The organism is Streptomyces nigrescens (assembly GCF_027626975.1).
Lineage (GTDB): Bacteria > Actinomycetota > Actinomycetes > Streptomycetales > Streptomycetaceae > Streptomyces > Streptomyces nigrescens.
Map to the genome: position 1 here is coordinate 7,480,585 of NZ_CP114203.1, position 19,842 is coordinate 7,500,426.

A 19,842-nucleotide genomic window follows, 5' to 3' on the forward strand; every position below is an offset into this window, starting at 1 on the left:
TCGCGGCCGGCGAAGGAGATGACCGTGAAGCCCGCACACCCCGCCGCCGTCGCCCTGCTCGCCGCCTCCGCCCTGGGGCTCGCCGCGCCCAGCGCCTCGGCCCGGGTCGAGCCGGATCCGATGGTGGCCGGTCAGCGGGTGAGTATCAGCGACGGCAGGCAGTGTGCCCCGGCCCGCTCGGCGCACGCGTCATCGCGGCTGTTCGGCTCGGTGCTGCTGCGGCCGGGGGAGAGCGGGATGGCCGCCCGGGCCAGGGTCGCCGAGGGGGCCGCGCCGGGCCGCTACCCGGTCACCATCCACTGTGCGCCGGGCGGGGAGAGCTTCACCGAGACCGTCACGGTGCGCGACGGCCGGGTCGAGGGGGTGAACGCCGCCCAGGCGGCCGGTGGTCTGGTGCTGCTGGCACTCGCCGCGGGCGCGGCGTTCTGGCTGCGGCGCACGGTCGGCGGCCGTTCCTGAGGCCGGACGGCGTGATGACGCCGGTCGGCTGCCCGCGCGGAGACGGGCGCGTACCGTGAGCGGATGACCGGTCACCGTTCCCCCCGGCGCGTGGTGTCCCTGGTGCCCTCCCTCACCGAGGCGGTGGCGGCGTGCGCGCCCGAGCTGCTGGCCGGGGTCACCGACTGGTGCAGCCACCCCGCCGGGCTCGACGTCCCCCGTATCGGCGGCACCAAGAACCCGGACGTCGGCAGGGTCGCGGCGCTGGCGCCCGATCTGGTGATCGCCAATGAGGAGGAGAACCGTCCGCAGGATCTGGAGGCGCTGCGGGCCGCCGGGCTGACCGTCCTGGTCACCGAGGTGCGGACACTGGACCAGGCGTGGGGCGAACTGGCGCGGGTGCTGGTGGCGGGCTGCGGACTGCCCAGGCCCGCGTGGCTGGACGCCGCCGAGACCGCCTGGCGTGAGCTTCCGCCCCCGGCGGCGGAGCGGACCGCGGTGGTGCCGGTCTGGCGCCGGCCGTGGATGGTGCTGGGGCGGGACACCTTCGCCGGTGATGTCCTGGCCCGTCTGGGAGTGCGGAACCTGTACGCGGACCACGCCGACCGCTACCCCCGTATCCCGCTCGACGCGCTCAACTCCGGTGCCGCCGATCTCGTCGTCCTGCCCGACGAGCCCTATCGCTTCAGCGCCGAGGACGGTCCCGAGGCGTTTCCCGGTCTGCCCGCCGCGCTGGTCAGCGGCCGCTGTCTGACCTGGTACGGGCCGTCGTTGCTGCAGGCCCCGGCCGTACTGGCACAGGCGCTGGCCGGGGCCCGGTGAGGGAGCGGGGGCGGCTGGGCCCGTCGTGGGCGCCGGACTCCGTGAGCCGCCTGATCCGCACGGCACGCCCTACGGCGTGACCGGCCGGGGCGGGGTCAGCAGGTGTCCGCGGGCCAGGCCGGCGGCGGTGCGGGTGCCGGCCACCGCCACCGCCGTGACGAGGACGGCGAAGAGGGCCACGGCGAGCCAGTCGAAGGCCGTCAGCCCGGTGTGCAGGGCCAGGCCCGCCGCGCCCGTGACGCAGGTCCCGAGGGGGAAGGTGAAGCCCCACCAGGTCATCGAGAAGCCCATGCCGCGGCGGAAGGCACGGACCACCAGCGCGGTGGCGAGCGCCAGCCAGAGCAGCGCGAAGCCCATCACCGGGACGCCGTAGAGCACCGCGAAGGCGCCCATGGCGTGTGCGATGGAGGGGTCCACGACGCCCGGTGCGGCATCGGCGAGGTTGTTCACCGCGGTGGTGGACTGGCCCAGCGGGCCGAGCACGAGGAACAGCGTGGGGGTGAGCGCCAGGGGGAGCGGGCCGTGGTGGAGCAGCCGGGACAGGACCAGCGGCAGGACGAGCAGCGTGGCCAGCAGGGACATGCCGAACAGGGCGTAGCAGACGAGCAGCAGGGCCTGCTGCCACTGGCCGGCCGGCAGATGCGGCACCAGCGCCGGGCCGAGCGCCGCCGAGACCATGGGGGCGACCAGCGGCAGGAGCCAGACGGGGGAGGCGCTGCCGGGCTCGATACGGTGCCGGGTCACCATCAGATACGGGATCGCCGCGGCGCCCGCGAGACCGGCCAGGGTGCCCACGGTCCACAGCACGGCGTCGGCGGCCACCGCGGCCGGTGCGCCGATGACGTCCCGGCCCACCGCGAGCGTGCCGCCGCCGACCGCCAGCAGTGCCATGGCCAGACAGCCGTAGAACGGGGCGACGGCCGGGTCCAGCAGATGGCGGCGCGCCTGGTCGCCGTGGCGGACCCAGTGCACGGTTCTGGCGCCCAGCAGCGTCAGCAGCATCAGCACCGACAGCCCCCAGACCACCTGGCAGGCCGTGCGCGGACCGGGCCCGGTGAGCGGCAGGGCCGCACCGGCGTTGGCGACGATCGCCGTGCCCATGACGGCGGCGTACCAGTTCGGCCCGAGATGGCGGACCGAAGGTGAGAGGTGGGGGGCGCCGGTGGCGGGGGCGGTGGTGTCGGTGCGGGAAGGTGCTTGCGCGAGGGTTGCCATGAGAACAGCGTCGTCGCCCCGGGCGGCCGCCACCAGGGACCTTGTGTCTATGAGGGCATAAGCTGGGGTTATGTGTAGGGGGATTTATGGGTGCTGAGGACGAGCCCGTCGCCGTATCGCTGTCGCACCGGGTCCCGGATCTCGGCGCGTTGGAGCTGCTGCTCGCCGTCGCCCGGCTCGGGAGTCTGGGGCGGGCGGCCCGGGCGCGGGGCATCACCCAGCCCGCCGCCAGCAGCCGTATCCGGTCGATGGAGCGGCAGTTGGGGGTGGCGCTGGTGGAGCGCTCACCGCGCGGCTCCCGGCTGACGGATGCCGGTGCGCTGGTGACGGACTGGGCGCGGCGGGTGGTGGAGGCGGCCGAGGCGTTCGACGCGGGGGCACAGGCGCTGCGGGGGCGGCGCGATTCCCGGCTGCGGGTCGCGGCCAGCATGACGATCGCCGAGTATCTGCTGCCGGGCTGGCTGATCGCGCTGCGCGCGCAGCGGCCCGGCACCGCCGTTTCGCTGCTGGCGGGCAACTCCAGCGCGGTCGCCGAGCGGTTGCTGGGGGGCGCGGCGGATCTCGGATTTGTGGAGGGGCTGGAGGTGCCGGCGGGGCTGGACGGGACGGTCATCGGGCAGGACCGGCTGATCGTGGTCGCCGCCCCGTCCCACCCCTGGACCAGGCGCCGTGCGGAGCTGACCGCCGCCGAACTGGCCGCCACCCCGCTGATCCTGCGGGAGCGGGGCTCCGGGACCCGCCAGGTGCTGGACGCGGCGCTCGCCCGGCACGGCGGGCTGGCCGAACCGCTCCTGGAACTCGCCTCGACCACCGCCGTGAAGGCGGCGGTGGTGAGCGAGGCGGCGCCGTCGGTCCTCAGTGAACTCGCCGTCGGTGAGGAGCTGACCGCGCGCCGGCTGGTGGAGATCCCGGTGCGCGGACTGCGTCTCGGCCGCGAGCTGCGCGCCGTGTGGCCCACCGGTCAGCGGCCCGCGGGCCCGGCCCGCGAGCTGCTCGGGCTGACGCGCGGGGCGCCCTGAGGCCGGCGCCCTTCGCGGGAACCACGGCAGAGCCGGGCCCTCACTCCGCCGGGGACTCCCCGCGCGCCGCTGCCACCAGGGCGTCCATCACCCGGGTGTCGTCCCCGGCCTCCGGGTGCCACTGCACCGCCAGGGCGAAGCCGTAGGCGCCCGGGAGTTCCAGTGCCTCGATGGTGCCGTCCTCCGCATAGGCGGAGACCAGCAGCCCGCGGCCGATCCGGTCCACGGCCTGGTGGTGGTAGGTCGGCACGGCGACCGGCTCGGGGAGCGTACGGCCCAGCAGCGTCCCGGGGACCGGCTTGATCTCGTGCTGCTCGAAGACACCGGGGGCGCCGGCATGTCCGTCGAGGTGCTGGATGAGGGTGCCGCCCAGCGCCACGTTCAGCAGCTGGAGGCCGCGGCAGATGCCCAGCAGCGGGACGCCGCCCGCCAAGGCGGCCTCGATCAGGGCCAGTTCCCAGGCGTCCCGGTCCAGGGCGGGCGGGCCGGTCCTCGGGTGCGGCTCCGCGCCGTAGCGCGCCGGCTGGACATCCGCGCCACCGGCGATCACCAGCCCGTCCAGGCGGGCGACGGCCGCGGCGGCGGTGGCCGGATCGCCCGGCGGCAGCAGCGCGGCCAGCCCGCCCGAGCGCTGCACCTGCTGGGGGTACCCGGCGGGCACCAGCGAGGCGGGCAGCGTCCACACCCCCCACCGGGCCTCTTCCTGGTAGGTGCTGATGCCGATGAGGGGCTGGGACATGGGGTGCGGTCCTCCGTACGTGAGTGTGGGCGGTGCGGGGGCGGCCGTGGCCGGCCGGGAGGTCCCGGCCGGCCACGGCCCGAGTGTGCAGGTCAGTCGCGGGCGAGCTCCGCCTCCGCCGCCGCCAGCGCCGCGAACTCCTCCTCGGGCGCCGTGGCCACCAGCCGGTGCCGGGAGTAGAAGGCGAAGTAGGCGAGCGCCACGACGTAGACGCCGAGGGCGATGAAGGCGGCTTCCTTGTCGACCAGGAACGTCGCGACCAGCGCCGAGCAGGCCAGGACGAACGCGACGGACGAGGTCAGCATGCCGCCGGGGGTGCGGTAGGGGCGGTGCAGGCCGGGCTCGCGGCGGCGCAGCACGATGTGCGAGAGCGCCATCAGCGCGTAGGAGATGGTGGCGCCGAAGACCGCGACATTGAGCATCCGGGCGCCGTCGCCGGTGGCCGCGGCCAGCGCGAAGCCCAGCGCGCCGGGCACCAGCAGACCCAGGTAGGGGGCCTTGCGGCGGCTGGTCAGGGAGAGGAAGCGGGGCAGATAGCCGGCCCGGGAGAGCGCGAAGAGCTGGCGGGAGCCGGCGAAGATGAGGGAGAAGAAGGAGGCCACCAGGCCGGCGAGACCGGCGTAGTTGACGATCCGGCTGACGGTGGTCGGCTTGCCGTCCGGCTGCAGCGCCTGGACCAGCGGATCGCCCACCGACTGGATCGCCGCCGAGCCGCGCGCGCCGGTCGCGGCGACAAAGGTGATCAGTGCGAGCACCAGCAGGATGCCCATCGCCGCGGCCATCGCCTTGGGCAGCGAACGGGCCGGGTCCTTGGTCTCCTCGGCCGCCAGCGGTACGCCCTCGACGCCCAGGAAGAACCACATACCGAACGGGAAGGCCGCCCAGATCCCCAGGATGCCGAACGGCAGCCAGGAGTTGGCCCCGAAGGCGCCGGCCTTGACGGGGATGTCGTTGAGCGAGTCGACATGGAAGTCGGTCAGTGCGGCGATCGCGAAGACGATGACCGCGGCGACGGCTATGGCGGTGACGATCAGGCTGAAGCGCAGTGCCTCGCCCACGCCCCACAGGTGGATGCCGATGAAGACCGCGAAGCAGGCGAGATAGACCGGCCAGCTGGAGTGCAGACCGAACAGGCCGAGCGATTCGATGTAGTCACCGATGAAAATGGAGATCGCGGCGGGTGCCAGCACATATTCGATCAGGATCGCGGTACCGGTCAGAAAGCCGCCCCAGGTGCCCAGGGCGCGCCGGGCGAAGCCGTAGCCGCCGCCCGCGGTCGGCAGGATCGAGGCCAGCTCCGCCAGCGCGAAGACCAGACAGGTGTACATCAGGCCCATCAGGACGGCGGCGATCGCCAGGCCGCCGAAGCCGCCCTGCGCCAGGCCGTTGTTCCATCCCGAGAAGTCGCCGGAGACGACATAGGCGACGCCCAGGCCGGTCAGCAGCAGCGGTCCCGCGCTGCCCCGGCGCAGCGTCCGCCGCTCCAGATAGGTCTCGTCGGGCGATGCTCCGCCCGTGGCCCCGAGGGGCGGTGCGGTCTGCGATTCCGTGTTGTCGGCCATGAGCCGCTCCTGCCTCGCCGAGGGGGGAAATCGAGCAAAGGTTCAGCGGCATACCTTTGCTCTCGCTGTCGCTCCAGCGCAAGACCTCTGCGTAAAAGAATGGTTAACGCGGGCCCCCGCGCCGGTCTCCGCACCGGTCCCCGCGCCGGTCTCCGCACCGGTCCCCGCGCCGGTCCCCGCGCCCGTCCCCGCACCGGCCTCCGCCCGGGGGCTCACGGCGCCGGCGCGGTCAAGAAGCCCCGCAGCAGCGCCGCGGTCCCGCAGCAGTGCTCGCGCATGACCTCGCGTGCCCCGTCCGCATCGCCCTCCAGCACCGCCTCGACCAGTGCGGTGTGCTGGGTCTGTGAATGCTCCAGGTTCCTGACCAGCAGCGGAATGCAGTCCAGGAGATCGTTCACGCTCGCCCGTACCGCCGCGTACTGCGCCGCCAGCGACGGCGAGCCGGACAGCTCCGCGAGCGTCAGATGCAGCAGGGTGTCGCGCCTGCGGTAGTCGGCGAGCGGGGCGTCCTGGGTCGCCGCGAGCGCCGCCCGGAGCCGGTCGCTCTGCTCGTCGGACAGTCCGTGCGCGGCGCACAGACCGGCCGCGCCCACCTCCAGCACCTCGCGGAAGCGCAGCGTGTCCTCGACGTCGACCTTCTCGATCCGGCGCCGCAGCTCGGCCTCGCCCGGGTTCTCCGTCCGCACCCGGACGAACGTGCCGCCGTAGCGCCCGCGCCGGCTCTCCACCAGGCCCTCGTCCTGCAGAACCTTCAGCACCTCGCGCAGGGTGACCCGGCTGATCTGCAGCCGCTCCGCCAACTCCCGCTCGGCGGGCAGCCGTTCGCCCTGGGGCACCAGGCCGAGCCGGACGATCTGGAGTATCTGCTCCAGGGCTTCCTCGAAACCGTTGCCCGCGCGCACCGGCCGCAGCACGGGTGCCAGCCGATCAGCCGCACTCTCCATCGATACCCCTTCCCAATCAATGGTTCGTGTGCCTACCTTATGACCTCCGGATGCAGTGACAGGAGGCAACACCGTGGCAGACCGCACGCCCCCACTCTCCGTCGAGGAGCTCAGAGTCCTCGTCGACGCCGGGGAGATCGACACTGTCGTCCTCGCCTTCACCGATATGCAAGGCAGGCTCCAGGGCAAGCGGTTCGCGGCCCGATACTTCCTCGACACCGTCCTCGAACACGGTACGGAGGGCTGCAACTACCTCCTCGCCGTCGATGTCGACCTCAATACCGTCGAGGGCTACGCCATGTCCTCCTGGGAGCGTGGCTACGGCGACTTCGCCATGCACGCCGACCCCGGCACCCTGCGCCGCACCCCCTGGAACGCCGGCACCGCGCTGATCACCGCCGACCTCGCCTGGCACGACGGCTCCCCGGTCGTCGCCTCGCCCCGGCAGATCCTGCGCCGCCAGCTCGACCGCCTCGCCGAGCGCGGCTGGAGCGCCTACGCCGGCACCGAGCTGGAGTTCATGCTCTTCAAGGACACCTACGAAGACGCCTGGGCCCGCGGCTACCGCGAGATGAACCCCGCCAACCAGTACAACGGCGACTACTCCGTCCTCGGCACCGGCCGTGTCGAACCCGTGCTGCGCCGCATCCGCAACGAGATGGGCGCGGCCGGCATGACCGTCGAGTCAGCCAAGGGCGAGTGCAACCTCGGCCAGCACGAGATCGTTTTCGTCTACGACGAGGCGCTCACCACCTGCGACCAGCACAGCATCTACAAGACCGGCGCCAAGGAGATCGCCGCCCAGGAGGGCATGTCGCTCACCTTCATGGCGAAGTACGACGAGCGCGAGGGCAACTCCTGTCATATCCACCTCTCGCTCCAGGACGCGGAGGGGCGGCCGGTACTGGCCGACGACGACGGCCCGTACGGCATGTCGAAGACCATGCGGCACTTCCTGGCCGGCCAGGTCGCCGCGATGCGTGACTTCACGCTCCTCTACGCGCCCAACATCAACTCCTACAAGCGCTTCCGCCCCGGCTCCTTCGCGCCCACCGCCGTCGCCTGGGGCCCCGACAACCGCACCTGCGCCCTGCGGGTGGTCGGCCACGGCCGCGCCCACCGCCTGGAGAACCGTCTGCCCGGCGGCGATGTGAACCCCTACCTCGCGGTCGCCGGCATGGTCGCGGCCGGCCTCTACGGCATAGAGCACGAGCTGGAACTCCCCGAGGCGACCACCGGCAACGCCTACACCGGCGACGCCGCCCATGTCCCCACGACACTGCGCGAGGCCGCCGAGCTGTGGGAGAAGAGCCCGATCGCCCGCGCGGCGTTCGGCGACGAGGTCGTCGACCACTACCGCCACATGGCACGCGTCGAGCAGGACGCCTACGACGCCGCCGTCACGGACTGGGAGCGCTTCCGCTCCTTCGAGCGCATGTAAGGAACCACCCGTGTTGCACGAGCTGAAGATCCTGAATCCGGCCACCGAGGAAGTGGTGGCCACCGTCCCCACCACTTCCCCCGAAGAGGTCGACGCCGCGGTCCGGCGGGCCGCGGCGGCCCAGGTGGCCTGGGCCGCGGTGGCACCCGGCGACCGGGCCCGCATCCTGCGCCGCTTCGCCGAGGTCGTCGACGCGCACATCGACCCCCTCGCCGAGCTCGAACTCAAGGAAGCCGGCCATCCGCTGGGCAACGCCCGGTGGGAAGCGGGCAACGTCCGCGATCTGCTGCACTACGCCGCCGGGGGAGTGGAGCGCCTGACCGGCACCCAGATCCCGGTGGCGGGCGGACTGAACATCACCATCCAGGAGCCGCTCGGCGTCGTCGCCGTCATCGCCCCCTGGAACTTCCCGATGCCGATCGCCGCCTGGGGCACCGCCCCCGCGCTCGCGGCCGGCAACGCGGTCCTCCTCAAGCCCGCCGAGACCACCCCGCTCACCGCGCTCCGGCTCGCCGAGCTGGCCCTGGAGGCCGGGCTCCCCGAGGGCCTCTTCCAGGTCCTGCCCGGCGAGGGGCCGGTCACCGGCACCGCGCTGGTCGACCACCCCGGCGTCGCCAAGGTCGTCTTCACCGGCTCCACCGCCACCGGCCGACAGATCGCCGCCCGCTGCGCCACGCAGACCAAGCGGCTCACCCTCGAACTCGGCGGCAAGAGCCCCAACATCGTCTTCGCCGACGCGGACATCGAGGCCGCCGCGGCCGCCGCCCCCGGCTCTTTCCTCGACAACACCGGCCAGGACTGCTGCGCCCGCAGCCGCATCCTCGTCCAGCGCTCCGTGTACGACCGCTTCATGGAGCTGCTGGAGCCCGCCGTCAAGGCGTTCACGGTCGGCGACCCGGCCGATCCCGCGACGCAGATGGGGCCGCTGATCTCCGCCGCCCAGCGCGAGCGGGTGCGGTCCTACGTCCCCGAGGACGCCCCGGCCGCCATCCGCGGTGAGGCACCCGCCGGCAAGGGCTTCTGGTACCCGGCCACCGTCCTGGAGGGCCGGCCCGGCGACCGTACGGCCGTCGAGGAGATCTTCGGCCCGGTCGCGGTCGTCCTCCCCTTCGACGACGAGGCCGACGCGGTCCGGATCGCCAATGACTCCGACTACGGGCTCTCCGGCTCGCTGTGGACCCGTGACGTCGGCCGGGCGCTGCGCGTCTCGCGCGCCGTCGCGGCCGGCAACCTCTCCGTCAACTCCCACAGCAGTGTGCGCTATTGGACCCCCTTCGGCGGGTTCAAGCAGTCCGGACTCGGCCGCGAGCTGGGCCCGGACGCGCTGGCCGCCTTCACCGAGACCAAGAACGTCTTCATCAGCACCGAGGGCTGACTTCCCGGGGACACCCCCGGACCCCAGCCGTCCGGGCGCGAGCCCGGACAGCGTTACCAGCCATCCCCAGAGAAAGGCCCCCGAAGTGACCGACCAGACCGCAGTGTGCCGCCGCCTCGTCGGCCGTACCGCCGTGATCACCGGAGCCGGCAGCGGCATCGGCCTGGCCACCGCCCGCCGACTGTCCTCCGAAGGCGCCAACGTCGTCTGCGCCGACATCGACGAGGTGGCCGGCAAGGCCGCCGCCGAAGAGGTCGGCGGCACCTACGTCCAGGTCGATGTGACCGACTCCGAGCAGGTCGAGGCGCTCTACAAGACCGCCTTCGACACCTATGGCTCGGTCGACATCGCCTTCAACAACGCCGGTATCTCCCCGCCCGACGACGACTCGATCCTCACCACCGGCCTGGACGCCTGGAAGCGCGTGCAGGAGGTCAACCTCACCTCGGTCTACCTCTGCTGCAAGCACGCGCTGCCCTACATGCAGCGCCAGGGCCGCGGCTCGATCATCAACACCGCGTCCTTCGTGGCCGTCATGGGCGCCGCCACCTCCCAGATCAGCTACACCGCCTCCAAGGGCGGCGTGCTGTCCATGTCCCGCGAACTGGGCGTGCAGTTCGCCCGCGAGGGCATCCGGGTCAACGCCCTGTGCCCGGGGCCGGTGAACACCCCGCTGCTGAAGGAGCTGTTCGCCAAGGACCCCGAGCGCGCCGCGCGCCGCCTGGTGCACGTCCCCGTCGGCCGGTTCGCCGAGCCCGAGGAGATCGCCTCCGCGGTCGCCTTCCTCGCCAGCGACGACTCCTCGTTCGTCAACGCCGCCGAGTTCCTGGTCGACGGCGGTATCGCGGGCGCGTACGTCACCCCGCTGTAACCGCCCGCTGTTCACTTCCGTATAACTGCCATGACGGCCGGGCGTCGCTCGACGCCCGGCCGTCTTGCATAGCGTCCGCCCTCGGTTCTTCGTACGACAGGAGTGTGATCCATGCTCAGCAAGCGTCGCTGGCTGGCGGCGGGTGCCGCCCTCGCGGTCGCGGGAGGGGGCCTCGTGGCCGCCCAGACGGCCACCGCGGGCCCGGCCCCGCGCAAGTGCCCCACCCTCAAGGTCACCAAGGGCTGGTACGGGAAGAACCGCGCCGCGCTGCAGAAGATGATCGATGAGCGCGGCACCTGCGCCGGATCCGGCGGCGCGCGGCCGGTGGCGACGTTCGACTGGGACAACACCGTCGTGAAGAACGACGTGTCCGACGCCACGCTCGCGTGGGCACTGCGGCACGACAAGGTGCTCCAGCCCAAGAGCTGGAAGGCCACCAACAAGTGGCTGACCGCGGACGCCCACCGCGCGCTCACCAAGGCCTGCGGCACCTCCGTGCCGGCCGGCCGTCCGCTGCCCACCTCCAAGAACACCGCCTGCACCGACGAGATCCTCGACGTCTACCAGGACGCCGAGACCTCCACCGGCAAGAAGGCGTTCACCGGCACGTGGAACCACCGCCGCACCGTCCCCGAGTACGTCTGGATCACCCAGCTGTTCGCCGGGCACAGCCCCGCCACGCTGACCTCGTACGCCCGGCAGGCGCGCGCGGAGAACCTCAAGGCGCCCATCGGCACCGAACAGACCGTGGGCACCCACAAGATGGCGGGCTACGTCCGCTATTACGTCCAGCAGAAGGACCTGATCCGCACGCTCAAGGCCGCCGGCTTCGACGTGTACATCGTCTCCGCTTCCGCCGAGCCGATCGTCAGGGCCTGGGCACCCGGCGTGGGCCTCGACCGCGACCATGTCATCGGCATCCGCAACCTCGTCGACGACGGCCGGCTCACCACCGGCGTCCAGGGCTGCGGCGACGTCAAGGCCACCCACGGCGAGGTCCTGACCTACATGGACGGCAAGCGCTGCTGGATCAACCAGGAGATCTACGGCGTCAAGGGCGCCAAGGCCTGGCAGCAGCAGGACCGGGCGCACCGCCCCGCCTTCGCGGCCGGCGACGCCGAGACCGATGTCACCTTCGTCGGCGACGCCACCGGGGCCCATCTGGCGCTCAACCGCAACAAGGCCGAGTTCATGTGCCGGGCGTACGACAACAGCGACCACCGCTGGCTGGTCAACCCGATGTTCATCGAGCCGAACGAGCGCCAGGCCGACCCGTACCCGTGCGCGACCACCGGCTACACCCGGCCGGACGGCACCCTCGGCCCGGTCCGCCGCGCCGACGGCAGCATCGTGCCCGACCAGCAGGACCGCATCCACGGCTGACGGGAAGGGGGCACGCCTTCACAGGAAGGTGTGCCCCTCCCCCCGGTAGGTCGGCACCGTGTCCACCACCCGGTCGCCGTCGATCAGGTGCAGCTCGCTGAACCGCTCACACAGCTCACCGGCCTTCGCATGCCGGAACCACACCTTGTCGCCGATCCGCAGCCCGTCCGCGGCCGGCCCCAGCAGCGGTGTCTGCACCTCGCCGGGGCCCTCCTGCGGGTCGTAGCGCAGCCCGGCCGGCAGATACGGCACCGGCAGCCGGTCCGGGCCCGCCACCCCCGACGCCGGATAGCCGCCGCCCAGCACCGTCACCACCCCGGGGCCCGGCCGGCGCACCACCGGCTGGGCGAACAGCGCCGCCGGACGCCCGCTGAACGAACGGAAGTTGTCGAACAGCCGCGGCACATACAGCCCCGACCCGGCCGCGATCTCGGTGACCGCCGCCTCGGCCGCGGTGTGCTGCACACTGCCGGTCCCGCCGCCGTTGACGAACTCCAGCCGCGGCGCCACCGCCCGCACCGCCCGTACGGCCTCCCAGCGCCGCCGCGCCAGCTCCTTGCGCGCCGCGGCCTGCATCACCCGGATCGTCCGCGAGAACACCGGCTTGCCGTCGACCTCGTCGCCGACACCCGCCACATGCCCCTCGTACGCCATCAGCCCCACCAGCCGGAACCCGGGACGGCGCACCACCGACCGGGCCAGCGCGGCCAGTCGGTCGGGCGACCGCAGCGGGGAACGGCGGGCACCGACCCGGATCTTGCCGCCCAACAGGCGGTAGGAGGTGTCCAGTTCCAGGCACACCCGCACCTCCTCACCCGCCCCGCCGGCCGGCCGCGCCGCATCGATCAGATCCAGCTGCACCGGGTCGTCGATCATCACCGTCACCGCGGCCGCGAGCCGTGGACCGGCGGTCAGCTCGGCGAAGCCCGCCCGGTCCGCCGACGGATACGCCAGCAGGACGTCCGGGAAGCCCGAGCGCGCCAGCCACAGCGACTCGGCGAGCGTGAAGCTCATGATCCCCGCGAAGCCGTCCCGTGCCAGCACCCGCTCCAGCAGCGCCCGGCAGCGCACCGACTTGCTCGCCACCCGGATCGGCTTCCCCTTCGAGCGGCGCACCAGATCGGCGGCGTTGGCGTCGAAGGCCCGCAGGTCGACGACGGCCAGCGGTGCGTCGAGGGCCGCGGTGGCGCGGTCGTAGGAGGCTTTGTCGGCATCCGCGTCGGTTGTGTACTGGGACATGGCCGCAGCCTGCCAGACCCCGCTACCACTGGGTAGGGGAGAGATTGCGACAGAGCGGACAGGGGTTGGAGCACCGGCTGTACCAGCCCTTAGAGTGGCTCGACACCGCAACCAGCAGGTCAGCGGCGTGTTGTCCGGATACGAACCACCGTGCCCCGATTGCGGATCGGGTGCGGGGGTCAGCGGTGCAAGGGGGAGCGCGGGTGAGCACCGACGCCGAATTCGCCGATGCCCGGCACATTCCACCCATACCCCCGCAGCCGCCCCGGCGGCCCGACCCGGCCGTGACGCCGGGGCCGGAGGGGGACCCGCAGACGGCCGTGCTGCGCCGGATCCCCGCCGAGCCGCCGGTACCGGCACCCGGGGCGCCCGCCGCCGCGCACCCCGTCCCGCCGCGCCCCACCGTCCCGCCGCCCGCCGCCGGTGCGCAGCCGCCGCCCCGTCCGGACCGTGCGCCCGGCCCCCCGGCCCCCGCCGCACCGGCCGCCCCCACCCCGCCGCCGCCCGCCGGCCGCCCCGCCGCCTTCCGCGACACCGCCGCCTTCCACCTGGCCAACAGTCAGAAGCTGTGGAGCGACCCCCGCGAACGCGGCGCCGGCAGCGGAACCGGCACCCCGCCGGCCCCCCGCAACCCTGCCGCCGGCCCCCCGCCGGCCCCCGGCAGCGGGCCGACCGGACCCGCGGCCGCGCGTCCGCCCCAGCCACCCTGGCCCGCAACCGCCGCTCCTCACCGGGGAGTTGTGCCCGGCGCCGGCGCACCGGCGATGCTCCGGCACCCGTCCGGCCGCCGCCCCGGCCCCCGGCTGCTCGGCGCCGTGACCTGCCTCGTCCTCGGCATCGGCCTCATCGGCGGTGCCGCGGCCGGGAGCTGGCTCAGCGACGAGGCCGACGCCGCCCCGGCCACCGCCGCGGCCACCTTCGCCAAGGGCCGCGACGTCTGGCACAACACCCCTGCCGACCGGCTCTTCCCACGCACCGTCAACGGCCTGGGCGTCGGACCCGGCGGCGCCGACCGGACCTGGACCCGGATCGCCGTCGCCCCGGACAGTGGCTGCGGCGGCGCCTACGACCCGAAGCTCGCCGCTGCGCTCACCCGGGCGGGCTGCACCCGGCTGCTGCGCGCCACGTACGCCGATGCCACCCGGACCAGCGTCATCACGGTCGGGGCGCAGATCACCAAGACCGACCAGCCCGGGATGAGGGCCCTCAACACCCGCTTCAGCACCAAGAGTCTGGGCACCCGCACCGACCTGCTGCCGCTGCCGTACGCCGCCAAGGGCACCCCGGCCGAGGACTTCGGGCGCGCCCAGCGGGCCAGCTGGACCGTCCGGATCCTCACCGACATCCCGGTCGTGGTCTACGCCGTCTCCGGCTTCGCCGACGGCCGTGCCGTCGCCGAGCCGCAGCCCGCCGAGGAGGCGGTCCGGCCCGGCGCCACCACCGCCCCGGCCGAATCCGGCCTGGGCCACGACGCGAAGGGCCTGGCGGACCGCGTCGGGACGGACTTCCGCAAGGCGGCCGGCAGCCCGACGCAGACGACGGAGGCCTCGTCATGACGCACACCGTGCTGCGCGGCACCGCCCTCGCGCTGGCCTCCGCGGCGCTCGCCGTGCTCCCCGCCGTCCCGGCACAGGCCGATGCCCTCCGCGCCCAGCAGTGGGCCCTCCAGGCCGTCCACGCCCAGCAGGCCTGGCGCACCACCAAGGGCGAGGGTGTCACCGTCGCGGTCCTGGACACCGGTGTGGACGCCAACCACCCCGACCTGGAAGGACAGGTCGAGCCCGAACGGGACCTGGTGGGCTTCGGGGCCGGCCCCGGGGACGCCGCCTGGGCCCGGCACGGCACCGGAATGGCCAGCATCATCGCAGGTCACGGCCACGGCACGGACCGCGAGGACGGAGTGCTGGGAATCGCCCCGGCAGCGAAGATCCTGCCGGTCCGGGTGATCCTCGAGGACAACGACGGGCAGCGCGAACGGGCCCGTACGGAGAAGGCGGGCGCGCTCGCCGACGGCATCCGCTGGGCCGCCGACCACGGCGCCGACGTGATCAATATGTCGCTGGGCGACGACAGCGAATCCGCCCACCCCGAGCCCCGCGAGGACGCCGCCATCCAGTACGCCCTCGGCAAGGGCATCCCCGTCGTCGCCTCCGCGGGCAACGGCGGCCTCAAGGGCAACCGTGTCTCCTACCCCGCCGCCTATCCGGGCGTCATCACGGCCACCGCCGTCACTCACCTGGGGGGCCGCGCCCGGTTCTCCACCCGCCACTGGTACGCCACGGTCAGCGCGCCCGGCAACGACATCATCATGGCCGACCCCGAGAGCGACTACCTGTCCGGCTGGGGCACCAGCCCCGCCGCCGCCTTCGTCTCCGGCGCCATCGCCCTGATCCGCTCCGCGCACCCCGACCTGAGCCCGGCCCAGATCCGCCGGCTGCTCACCTCCACCGCGCAGGACAGCCCCGAGGGCGGCCGCGACGACGACTACGGCGCGGGCCTGATCGACCCCGCCGCCGCTCTGGAGTCGGCGGCGGACCTCCGGCCCACACCGCAGAAGCCGTCCCCCGCCGCCTACGCCGACCGCTACTTCGGCCCCGGCCCCACCGAGGACGCCACCGCGGACACCGCCACCCACTGGCTCCCCTGGACCGCGGGCGGCGCGGGCCTGGTCCTCCTCGCGGCCGCCGCCGTCCTCTGGCGCAGCCGCTCCCACGACCACTGACCCGCACACCGCCACCGGCACCGCAGGCCCGTCGCACCCCCGCGGCCCCGCACCCGGTGACGCCGGAAGCCCACCCGATACGCTCAGGCGCGTGCAGAAGAACATTCCCGACCCCGGTTTCGCCGACGACGACGGCTCCGCCGACCCGGCACTGGCCGCGGCCCTGGCGGCCTACGACCGGGACCGGAGCGCCGAGCCCCAGCTGCTGTCGGCGCTGGCCGGCGCCCGCGTCCTGGTGCCCGTGGTGGCCGTCCTCGGTGAGGTCGAGACCGGACCCGACGGCCTGCGCCGGGAGAAGACCAGCGACATGGCCGTCCCCACCCTCCAGGCCCCGGACGGCCGCCGCGCCCTCCCCGCCTTCACCTCCATGGAGACCCTCGGGCGCTGGCGTGCCGATGCCCGCCCGGTCGCGGTCCCGCTGCCGCAGGCGCTGCTCGCCGCCTCCCACGAGAAGGCCGACACCGTGGTCCTCGACCTGGCGGGCCCGGTCACCTACCAGCTCACCGGCCCCGCCCTGCGTGCGCTCGCCGAGGGCCGCACCAGCGCCGACCCGCTCGCTGACCCGGCCGTCACCGAGGCCCTGCGCGCCCTGCTCGACGCCGAGCCCGGTGTGCTCGTCGCGCGCCTCGCGCCGTCGGACGAAACCGACGCCACCCTCGCCCTCGGCCTCGCGCCCGACGCCCCCACCGCCGAGGTCGCCCAGCGGCTGGCCCGGGCCCTGGCCACCGACGAGGTCCTGCGCGCCCGGCTCGTCAGGGGCCTGGACCTGGCCCTTCTGCCGCCCGGCGGCACGACGGCCGAGGAGCCGTTCTACCGGCGCTGACACCCACGGCCGGGGCCCGGGGCCCCCGGCCGGTCCCCCGGCCGCCAACGGGCGGGTTCGTCTCCAGGGCCGCACAATGCGAGGAGAGCTCAAGATCCACGCGAGGAGAGCCCCATGGAGAAAACGGAGATCTCGGCGGTATTGACCCGCACGGTCGTGTCCGAGTTCCTCGGCACCCTGCTCCTGGTGTTCTTCGCCGTCGGCTCGGCAGTGCTGGCGGGCGAGTACATCGGGACCTTCGGCATCGCCCTGGCCTTCGGCTTCACCATGGTGGCGCTGGCCTACGCCCTCGGCCCGATCTCGGGCTGCCACTTCAACCCCGCGGTGACCCTGGGCATGCTGCTGGGCCGCCGGATCAGCCTGCGGACGGCCACCGAGTACTGGATCGCCCAGGTGGTCGGCGCCATCGCCGGCGCGGCCCTGCTCTTCCTGGTCGCCAAGCAGATCCCGGGACTGCAGACCCATGATTCCTTCGGCACGAACGGCTGGGGCGACCGCTCGGCGGTCCACCTCAACCTCGGCGGTGCCTTCGTCGCCGAGATACTGATGACCTTCCTGCTGGTCTACGTGTGGCTGTCGGTCACCCACAAGGTGGCCGTGATCGGCTTCAACGGTATGGCGATCGGTCTGGCCCTGGCCGCCGTCCACCTCATCGGCGTCCCGCTGGACGGCACCTCCGTGAACCCGGCGCGCTCGATCGGCCCGGCGCTGTTCGCGGGCGGCGCGGCCATCACCCAGCTGTGGCTGTTCATCGTCGCGCCACTGATCGGCGCCGCCATCGCGGCGGTGGTGCACCAGATCACCCACCCGCCGCACGAGCCGGTCCTCGTCGCCGACGAGGCGATGCCCCACGAGCCCGCGACGGGGCCCGACGACGGACCCTGAGGCAGCGCCCACCCACCCCTGTACGCAGAAGAGCCCCGGCCGTATCCCCGGCCGGGGCCCGTCATGTGTGTGCGGCGGTCCGCCGCCCGGCTCAGCCGTGGACGGGGCCGGTGTACTTCTCCCCGGGGCCCTGGCCCGGCTCGTCCGGCACGACCGAGGCCTCACGGAACGCCAGCTGCAGCGACTTCAGACCGTCCCGCAGCGGCGCCGCGTGGTACGAGCCGATCTCGGTGGCGCTGGCGGTGACCAGCCCGGCCAGCGCCTGGATGAGCTTGCGCGCCTCGTCGAGGTCCTTGTGCGCGGCGCCCTCCTCGGCGAGCCCGAGGTTGACCGCCGCCGAACTCATCAGATGCACCGCGACCGTGGTGATCACCTCGACCGCCGGCACCTCCGCGATATCACGGGTCATGGCGTCGAAGTCGGGATTCGCCGCGTGCGCTGCGTCGGGCTGCTGCGGTGTCTGGTCACTCATGTCTTCGGGCTTCTTCCTGCTGAGGGGTCGGCTCCAGCCTATGGGCAGTGCGCCCGGACCCCGCGTCCGGGAGTGTCCTCCAGGGCACGGGGCAGGTCCGCGTCAGCACAGAAGTGGGTGCCACCCCTTGACTCGTGTATTCTGGTGTTCCGACCGGCCGGACACGCATGTGACCGGCCCGCAAGTGGAGGCTCCGATCTCCCACCCGACCAACCTCACGGTTGGCGGGTCAACGGTCCGGCTGCGCCCCGCGGAGACTTCGCGGCGGTGCTCCAGATCTATGTGGAGCCCCGCCTGTGTCCCGTCCGGGGCGTTTTTCATGTACCGGCGCGGTAGGTCACACCGAAAAGACGTTACGCGGCAGTCCGCCAGGCCGTCGCGTGGTGCTACCGAGGAGGATCCATCAGCGCCGAGCCCCGCATCAACGACCGGATTCGCGTTCCCGAAGTGCGACTTGTCGGTCCCAGCGGCGAGCAGGTCGGGATTGTTCCGCTTGCCAAGGCCCTTGAGCTTGCTCAGGAGTACGACCTCGACCTGGTCGAGGTGGCGGCGAACGCTCGCCCGCCCGTCTGCAAGCTCATGGACTACGGGAAGTTCAAGTACGAGTCGGCCATGAAGGCCCGTGAGGCGCGCAAGAACCAGGCGCACACGGTCATCAAGGAGATGAAGCTCCGGCCGAAGATCGACCCGCACGACTATGACACCAAGAAGGGTCACGTCGTCCGGTTCCTCAAGCAGGGTGACAAGGTCAAGATCACGATCATGTTCCGTGGTCGCGAGCAGTCCCGCCCCGAGCTGGGCTTCCGGCTGCTGCAGCGGCTCGCGTCCGACGTGGAGGACCTCGGCTTCATCGAGTCGAATCCGAAGCAGGACGGCCGAAACATGATCATGGTCCTCGGTCCGCACAAGAAGAAGACCGAGGCGATGGCCGAGGCCCGTGAGGCGCAGGCCGCCCGCAAGGCGGAGCGCCAGGGCGGAGTTCCCGCGGACGAGTCCGTGGAGGAGCCCGCCGAGGAGCCCACCGGGGAGCACGCCCAGGCGTGATCCCTGCGGCGTGAGTCCCGGTTCACCCCGGGGCGAGCCCGCCCCGGACATCAATCGATATACATGACGCTCCCGCTCGCCGGTTCGTGCCTGCGGGAGCGCCACTGACGAGGAGAGAACGGCGCATGCCGAAGAACAAGACGCACAGCGGTGCCAGCAAGCGCTTCAAGGTCACCGGCTCCGGCAAGGTGCTGCGTGAGCGCGCCGGCAAGCGCCACCTGCTCGAGCACAAGTCGTCCCGCGTGACGCGTCGCCTCACCGGCAACGCCGAGATGGCCCCGGGCGACGCCGCGAAGATCAAGAAGCTTCTCGGCAAGTGAGCCGCCGCGCCCCACTGACTGGAGGGGGCGCGCGACTCGGACCGGGACCCAATCGATTCGGGCCGTGTGACGACAACCACGGCCCCGCTACAAGGAGTTAACAAGTGGCACGCGTCAAGCGGGCAGTCAACGCCCACAAGAAGCGCCGGGCGATCCTCGAGCAGGCCAGCGGCTACCGTGGCCAGCGCTCCCGCCTGTACCGCAAGGCGAAGGAGCAGGTCACCCACTCCCTCGTCTACAACTACAACGACCGCAAGAAGCGCAAGGGCGACTTCCGTCAGCTGTGGATCCAGCGCATCAACGCCGCTGCCCGCGCCAACGGCATGACCTACAACCGCTTCATCCAGGGTCTGAAGGCCGCCAACATCGAGGTGGACCGCAAGATCCTGGCCGACCTCGCGGTCAACGACGCCAACGCGTTCGCCGCGCTCGTCGAGGCCTCGCAGAAGGCGCTCCCGAGCGACGTCAACGCCCCGAAGGCTGCCTGAACTTCAGCCTGACGACGTGGTGACGGACCCGCAGGCCCCG

At 72.9% G+C, this 19,842-nt stretch carries 20 protein-coding genes; 14 read left to right on the plus strand and 6 right to left on the minus strand.

Going from position 1 to position 19,842, the window contains the following annotated elements:
* The first annotated feature begins 18 nt into the window (after positions 1-18).
* Positions 19-459 (plus strand): hypothetical protein, encoded by a 441-nt coding sequence (locus STRNI_RS33110; protein WP_018087750.1) that lies wholly within the window; start codon positions 19-21, stop codon positions 457-459.
* A 63-nt stretch (positions 460-522) separates the two neighbouring features.
* A complete protein-coding gene (locus tag STRNI_RS33115; protein WP_277412546.1) occupies positions 523-1,260 on the plus strand; it encodes a helical backbone metal receptor in 738 nt (245 codons plus the stop codon).
* Positions 1,261-1,329: 69 nt separating this feature from the next.
* Here the strand turns inward: STRNI_RS33115 and STRNI_RS33120 are convergent, their stop codons facing one another.
* Positions 1,330-2,475, minus strand: a complete 1,146-nt coding sequence (locus tag STRNI_RS33120; RefSeq protein WP_277412547.1) for a TDT family transporter — start codon at positions 2,473-2,475, stop codon at positions 1,330-1,332.
* An 86-nt stretch (positions 2,476-2,561) separates the two neighbouring features.
* On the opposite strand from STRNI_RS33120, the gene STRNI_RS33125 reads away from it, so the two are divergent.
* Positions 2,562-3,494, plus strand: a complete 933-nt coding sequence (locus STRNI_RS33125) for a LysR family transcriptional regulator (protein ID WP_174876467.1) — start codon at positions 2,562-2,564, stop codon at positions 3,492-3,494.
* Between the two features lie 40 nt (positions 3,495-3,534).
* Here STRNI_RS33125 and STRNI_RS33130 read toward each other — a convergent pair whose 3' ends face one another.
* The 3 genes from STRNI_RS33130 to STRNI_RS33140 all read right to left on the minus strand — a co-directional run bounded on the left by STRNI_RS33130 (position 3,535) and on the right by STRNI_RS33140 (position 6,739).
* Entirely contained in the window at positions 3,535-4,233 is a 699-nt protein-coding gene (locus STRNI_RS33130) for a gamma-glutamyl-gamma-aminobutyrate hydrolase family protein (RefSeq protein ID WP_018087746.1), read from the minus strand.
* A 92-nt stretch (positions 4,234-4,325) separates the two neighbouring features.
* The gene (eat, locus tag STRNI_RS33135; protein WP_274734681.1) at positions 4,326-5,795 is read right to left on the minus strand and encodes an ethanolamine permease; all 1,470 of its coding nucleotides are present in this window, start codon (positions 5,793-5,795) and stop codon (positions 4,326-4,328) included.
* A 212-nt stretch (positions 5,796-6,007) separates the two neighbouring features.
* Positions 6,008-6,739, minus strand: coding sequence for a FadR/GntR family transcriptional regulator (locus STRNI_RS33140; RefSeq protein WP_026169297.1), 732 nt, complete (start codon positions 6,737-6,739; stop codon positions 6,008-6,010).
* Between the two features lie 73 nt (positions 6,740-6,812).
* Between STRNI_RS33140 and STRNI_RS33145 the strand changes: the two genes are divergently transcribed.
* The 4 genes from STRNI_RS33145 (at position 6,813) to STRNI_RS33160 (ending at position 11,809) form a co-directional block, all read left to right on the plus strand.
* Entirely contained in the window at positions 6,813-8,180 is a 1,368-nt protein-coding gene (locus STRNI_RS33145) for a glutamine synthetase family protein (protein ID WP_018087743.1), read from the plus strand.
* A gap of 10 nt (positions 8,181-8,190) precedes the next feature.
* Complete coding sequence (locus tag STRNI_RS33150) at positions 8,191-9,555, plus strand: aldehyde dehydrogenase family protein (RefSeq protein ID WP_277412548.1); 1,365 nt, start codon at positions 8,191-8,193, stop codon at positions 9,553-9,555.
* 85 nt (positions 9,556-9,640) lie between these two features.
* Positions 9,641-10,426 carry a 3-oxoacyl-ACP reductase gene (locus tag STRNI_RS33155; RefSeq protein ID WP_018087741.1) on the plus strand — a complete coding sequence of 262 codons (786 nt, stop codon included), beginning with the start codon at positions 9,641-9,643 and terminating at the stop codon, positions 10,424-10,426.
* A 111-nt stretch (positions 10,427-10,537) separates the two neighbouring features.
* A complete protein-coding gene (locus STRNI_RS33160; RefSeq protein WP_266449353.1) occupies positions 10,538-11,809 on the plus strand; it encodes a haloacid dehalogenase-like hydrolase in 1,272 nt (423 codons plus the stop codon).
* A gap of 18 nt (positions 11,810-11,827) precedes the next feature.
* On the opposite strand, the gene STRNI_RS33165 is transcribed toward STRNI_RS33160, so the two are convergent.
* Positions 11,828-13,048: an amino acid deaminase/aldolase gene (locus tag STRNI_RS33165; protein ID WP_277412549.1), complete on the minus strand. Its 1,221-nt coding sequence runs from the start codon at positions 13,046-13,048 to the stop codon at positions 11,828-11,830.
* A 203-nt stretch (positions 13,049-13,251) separates the two neighbouring features.
* On the opposite strand from STRNI_RS33165, the gene STRNI_RS33170 reads away from it, so the two are divergent.
* From STRNI_RS33170 to STRNI_RS33185, 4 genes are all read left to right on the plus strand, one after another.
* Positions 13,252-14,604, plus strand: a complete 1,353-nt coding sequence (locus tag STRNI_RS33170; protein ID WP_277412550.1) for a hypothetical protein — start codon at positions 13,252-13,254, stop codon at positions 14,602-14,604.
* A complete protein-coding gene (gene mycP / locus STRNI_RS33175; RefSeq protein ID WP_018087737.1) occupies positions 14,601-15,770 on the plus strand; it encodes a type VII secretion-associated serine protease mycosin in 1,170 nt (389 codons plus the stop codon). Before STRNI_RS33170 ends, mycP begins: the two co-directional genes overlap by 4 nt.
* 91 nt (positions 15,771-15,861) lie before the next feature.
* A complete protein-coding gene (locus tag STRNI_RS33180) occupies positions 15,862-16,593 on the plus strand; it encodes an SseB family protein (protein WP_277412551.1) in 732 nt (243 codons plus the stop codon).
* Between the two features lie 114 nt (positions 16,594-16,707).
* On the plus strand, positions 16,708-17,478 hold the full coding sequence (locus tag STRNI_RS33185; protein ID WP_277412552.1) for an MIP family channel protein: 771 nt from the start codon (positions 16,708-16,710) through the stop codon (positions 17,476-17,478).
* Positions 17,479-17,569: 91 nt separating this feature from the next.
* Here STRNI_RS33185 and STRNI_RS33190 read toward each other — a convergent pair whose 3' ends face one another.
* Positions 17,570-17,950 carry a DUF1844 domain-containing protein gene (locus tag STRNI_RS33190; protein ID WP_018087734.1) on the minus strand — a complete coding sequence of 127 codons (381 nt, stop codon included), beginning with the start codon at positions 17,948-17,950 and terminating at the stop codon, positions 17,570-17,572.
* A gap of 402 nt (positions 17,951-18,352) precedes the next feature.
* Between STRNI_RS33190 and infC the strand changes: the two genes are divergently transcribed.
* From infC to rplT, 3 genes are all read left to right on the plus strand, one after another.
* Entirely contained in the window at positions 18,353-18,994 is a 642-nt protein-coding gene (infC, locus tag STRNI_RS33195; RefSeq protein ID WP_078518488.1) for a translation initiation factor IF-3, read from the plus strand.
* Positions 18,995-19,119: 125 nt separating this feature from the next.
* A complete protein-coding gene (rpmI, locus tag STRNI_RS33200) occupies positions 19,120-19,314 on the plus strand; it encodes a 50S ribosomal protein L35 (protein ID WP_016576627.1) in 195 nt (64 codons plus the stop codon).
* 104 nt (positions 19,315-19,418) lie between these two features.
* Complete coding sequence (gene rplT / locus STRNI_RS33205) at positions 19,419-19,802, plus strand: 50S ribosomal protein L20 (protein WP_018087732.1); 384 nt, start codon at positions 19,419-19,421, stop codon at positions 19,800-19,802.
* Positions 19,803-19,842 lie beyond the last annotated feature (40 nt).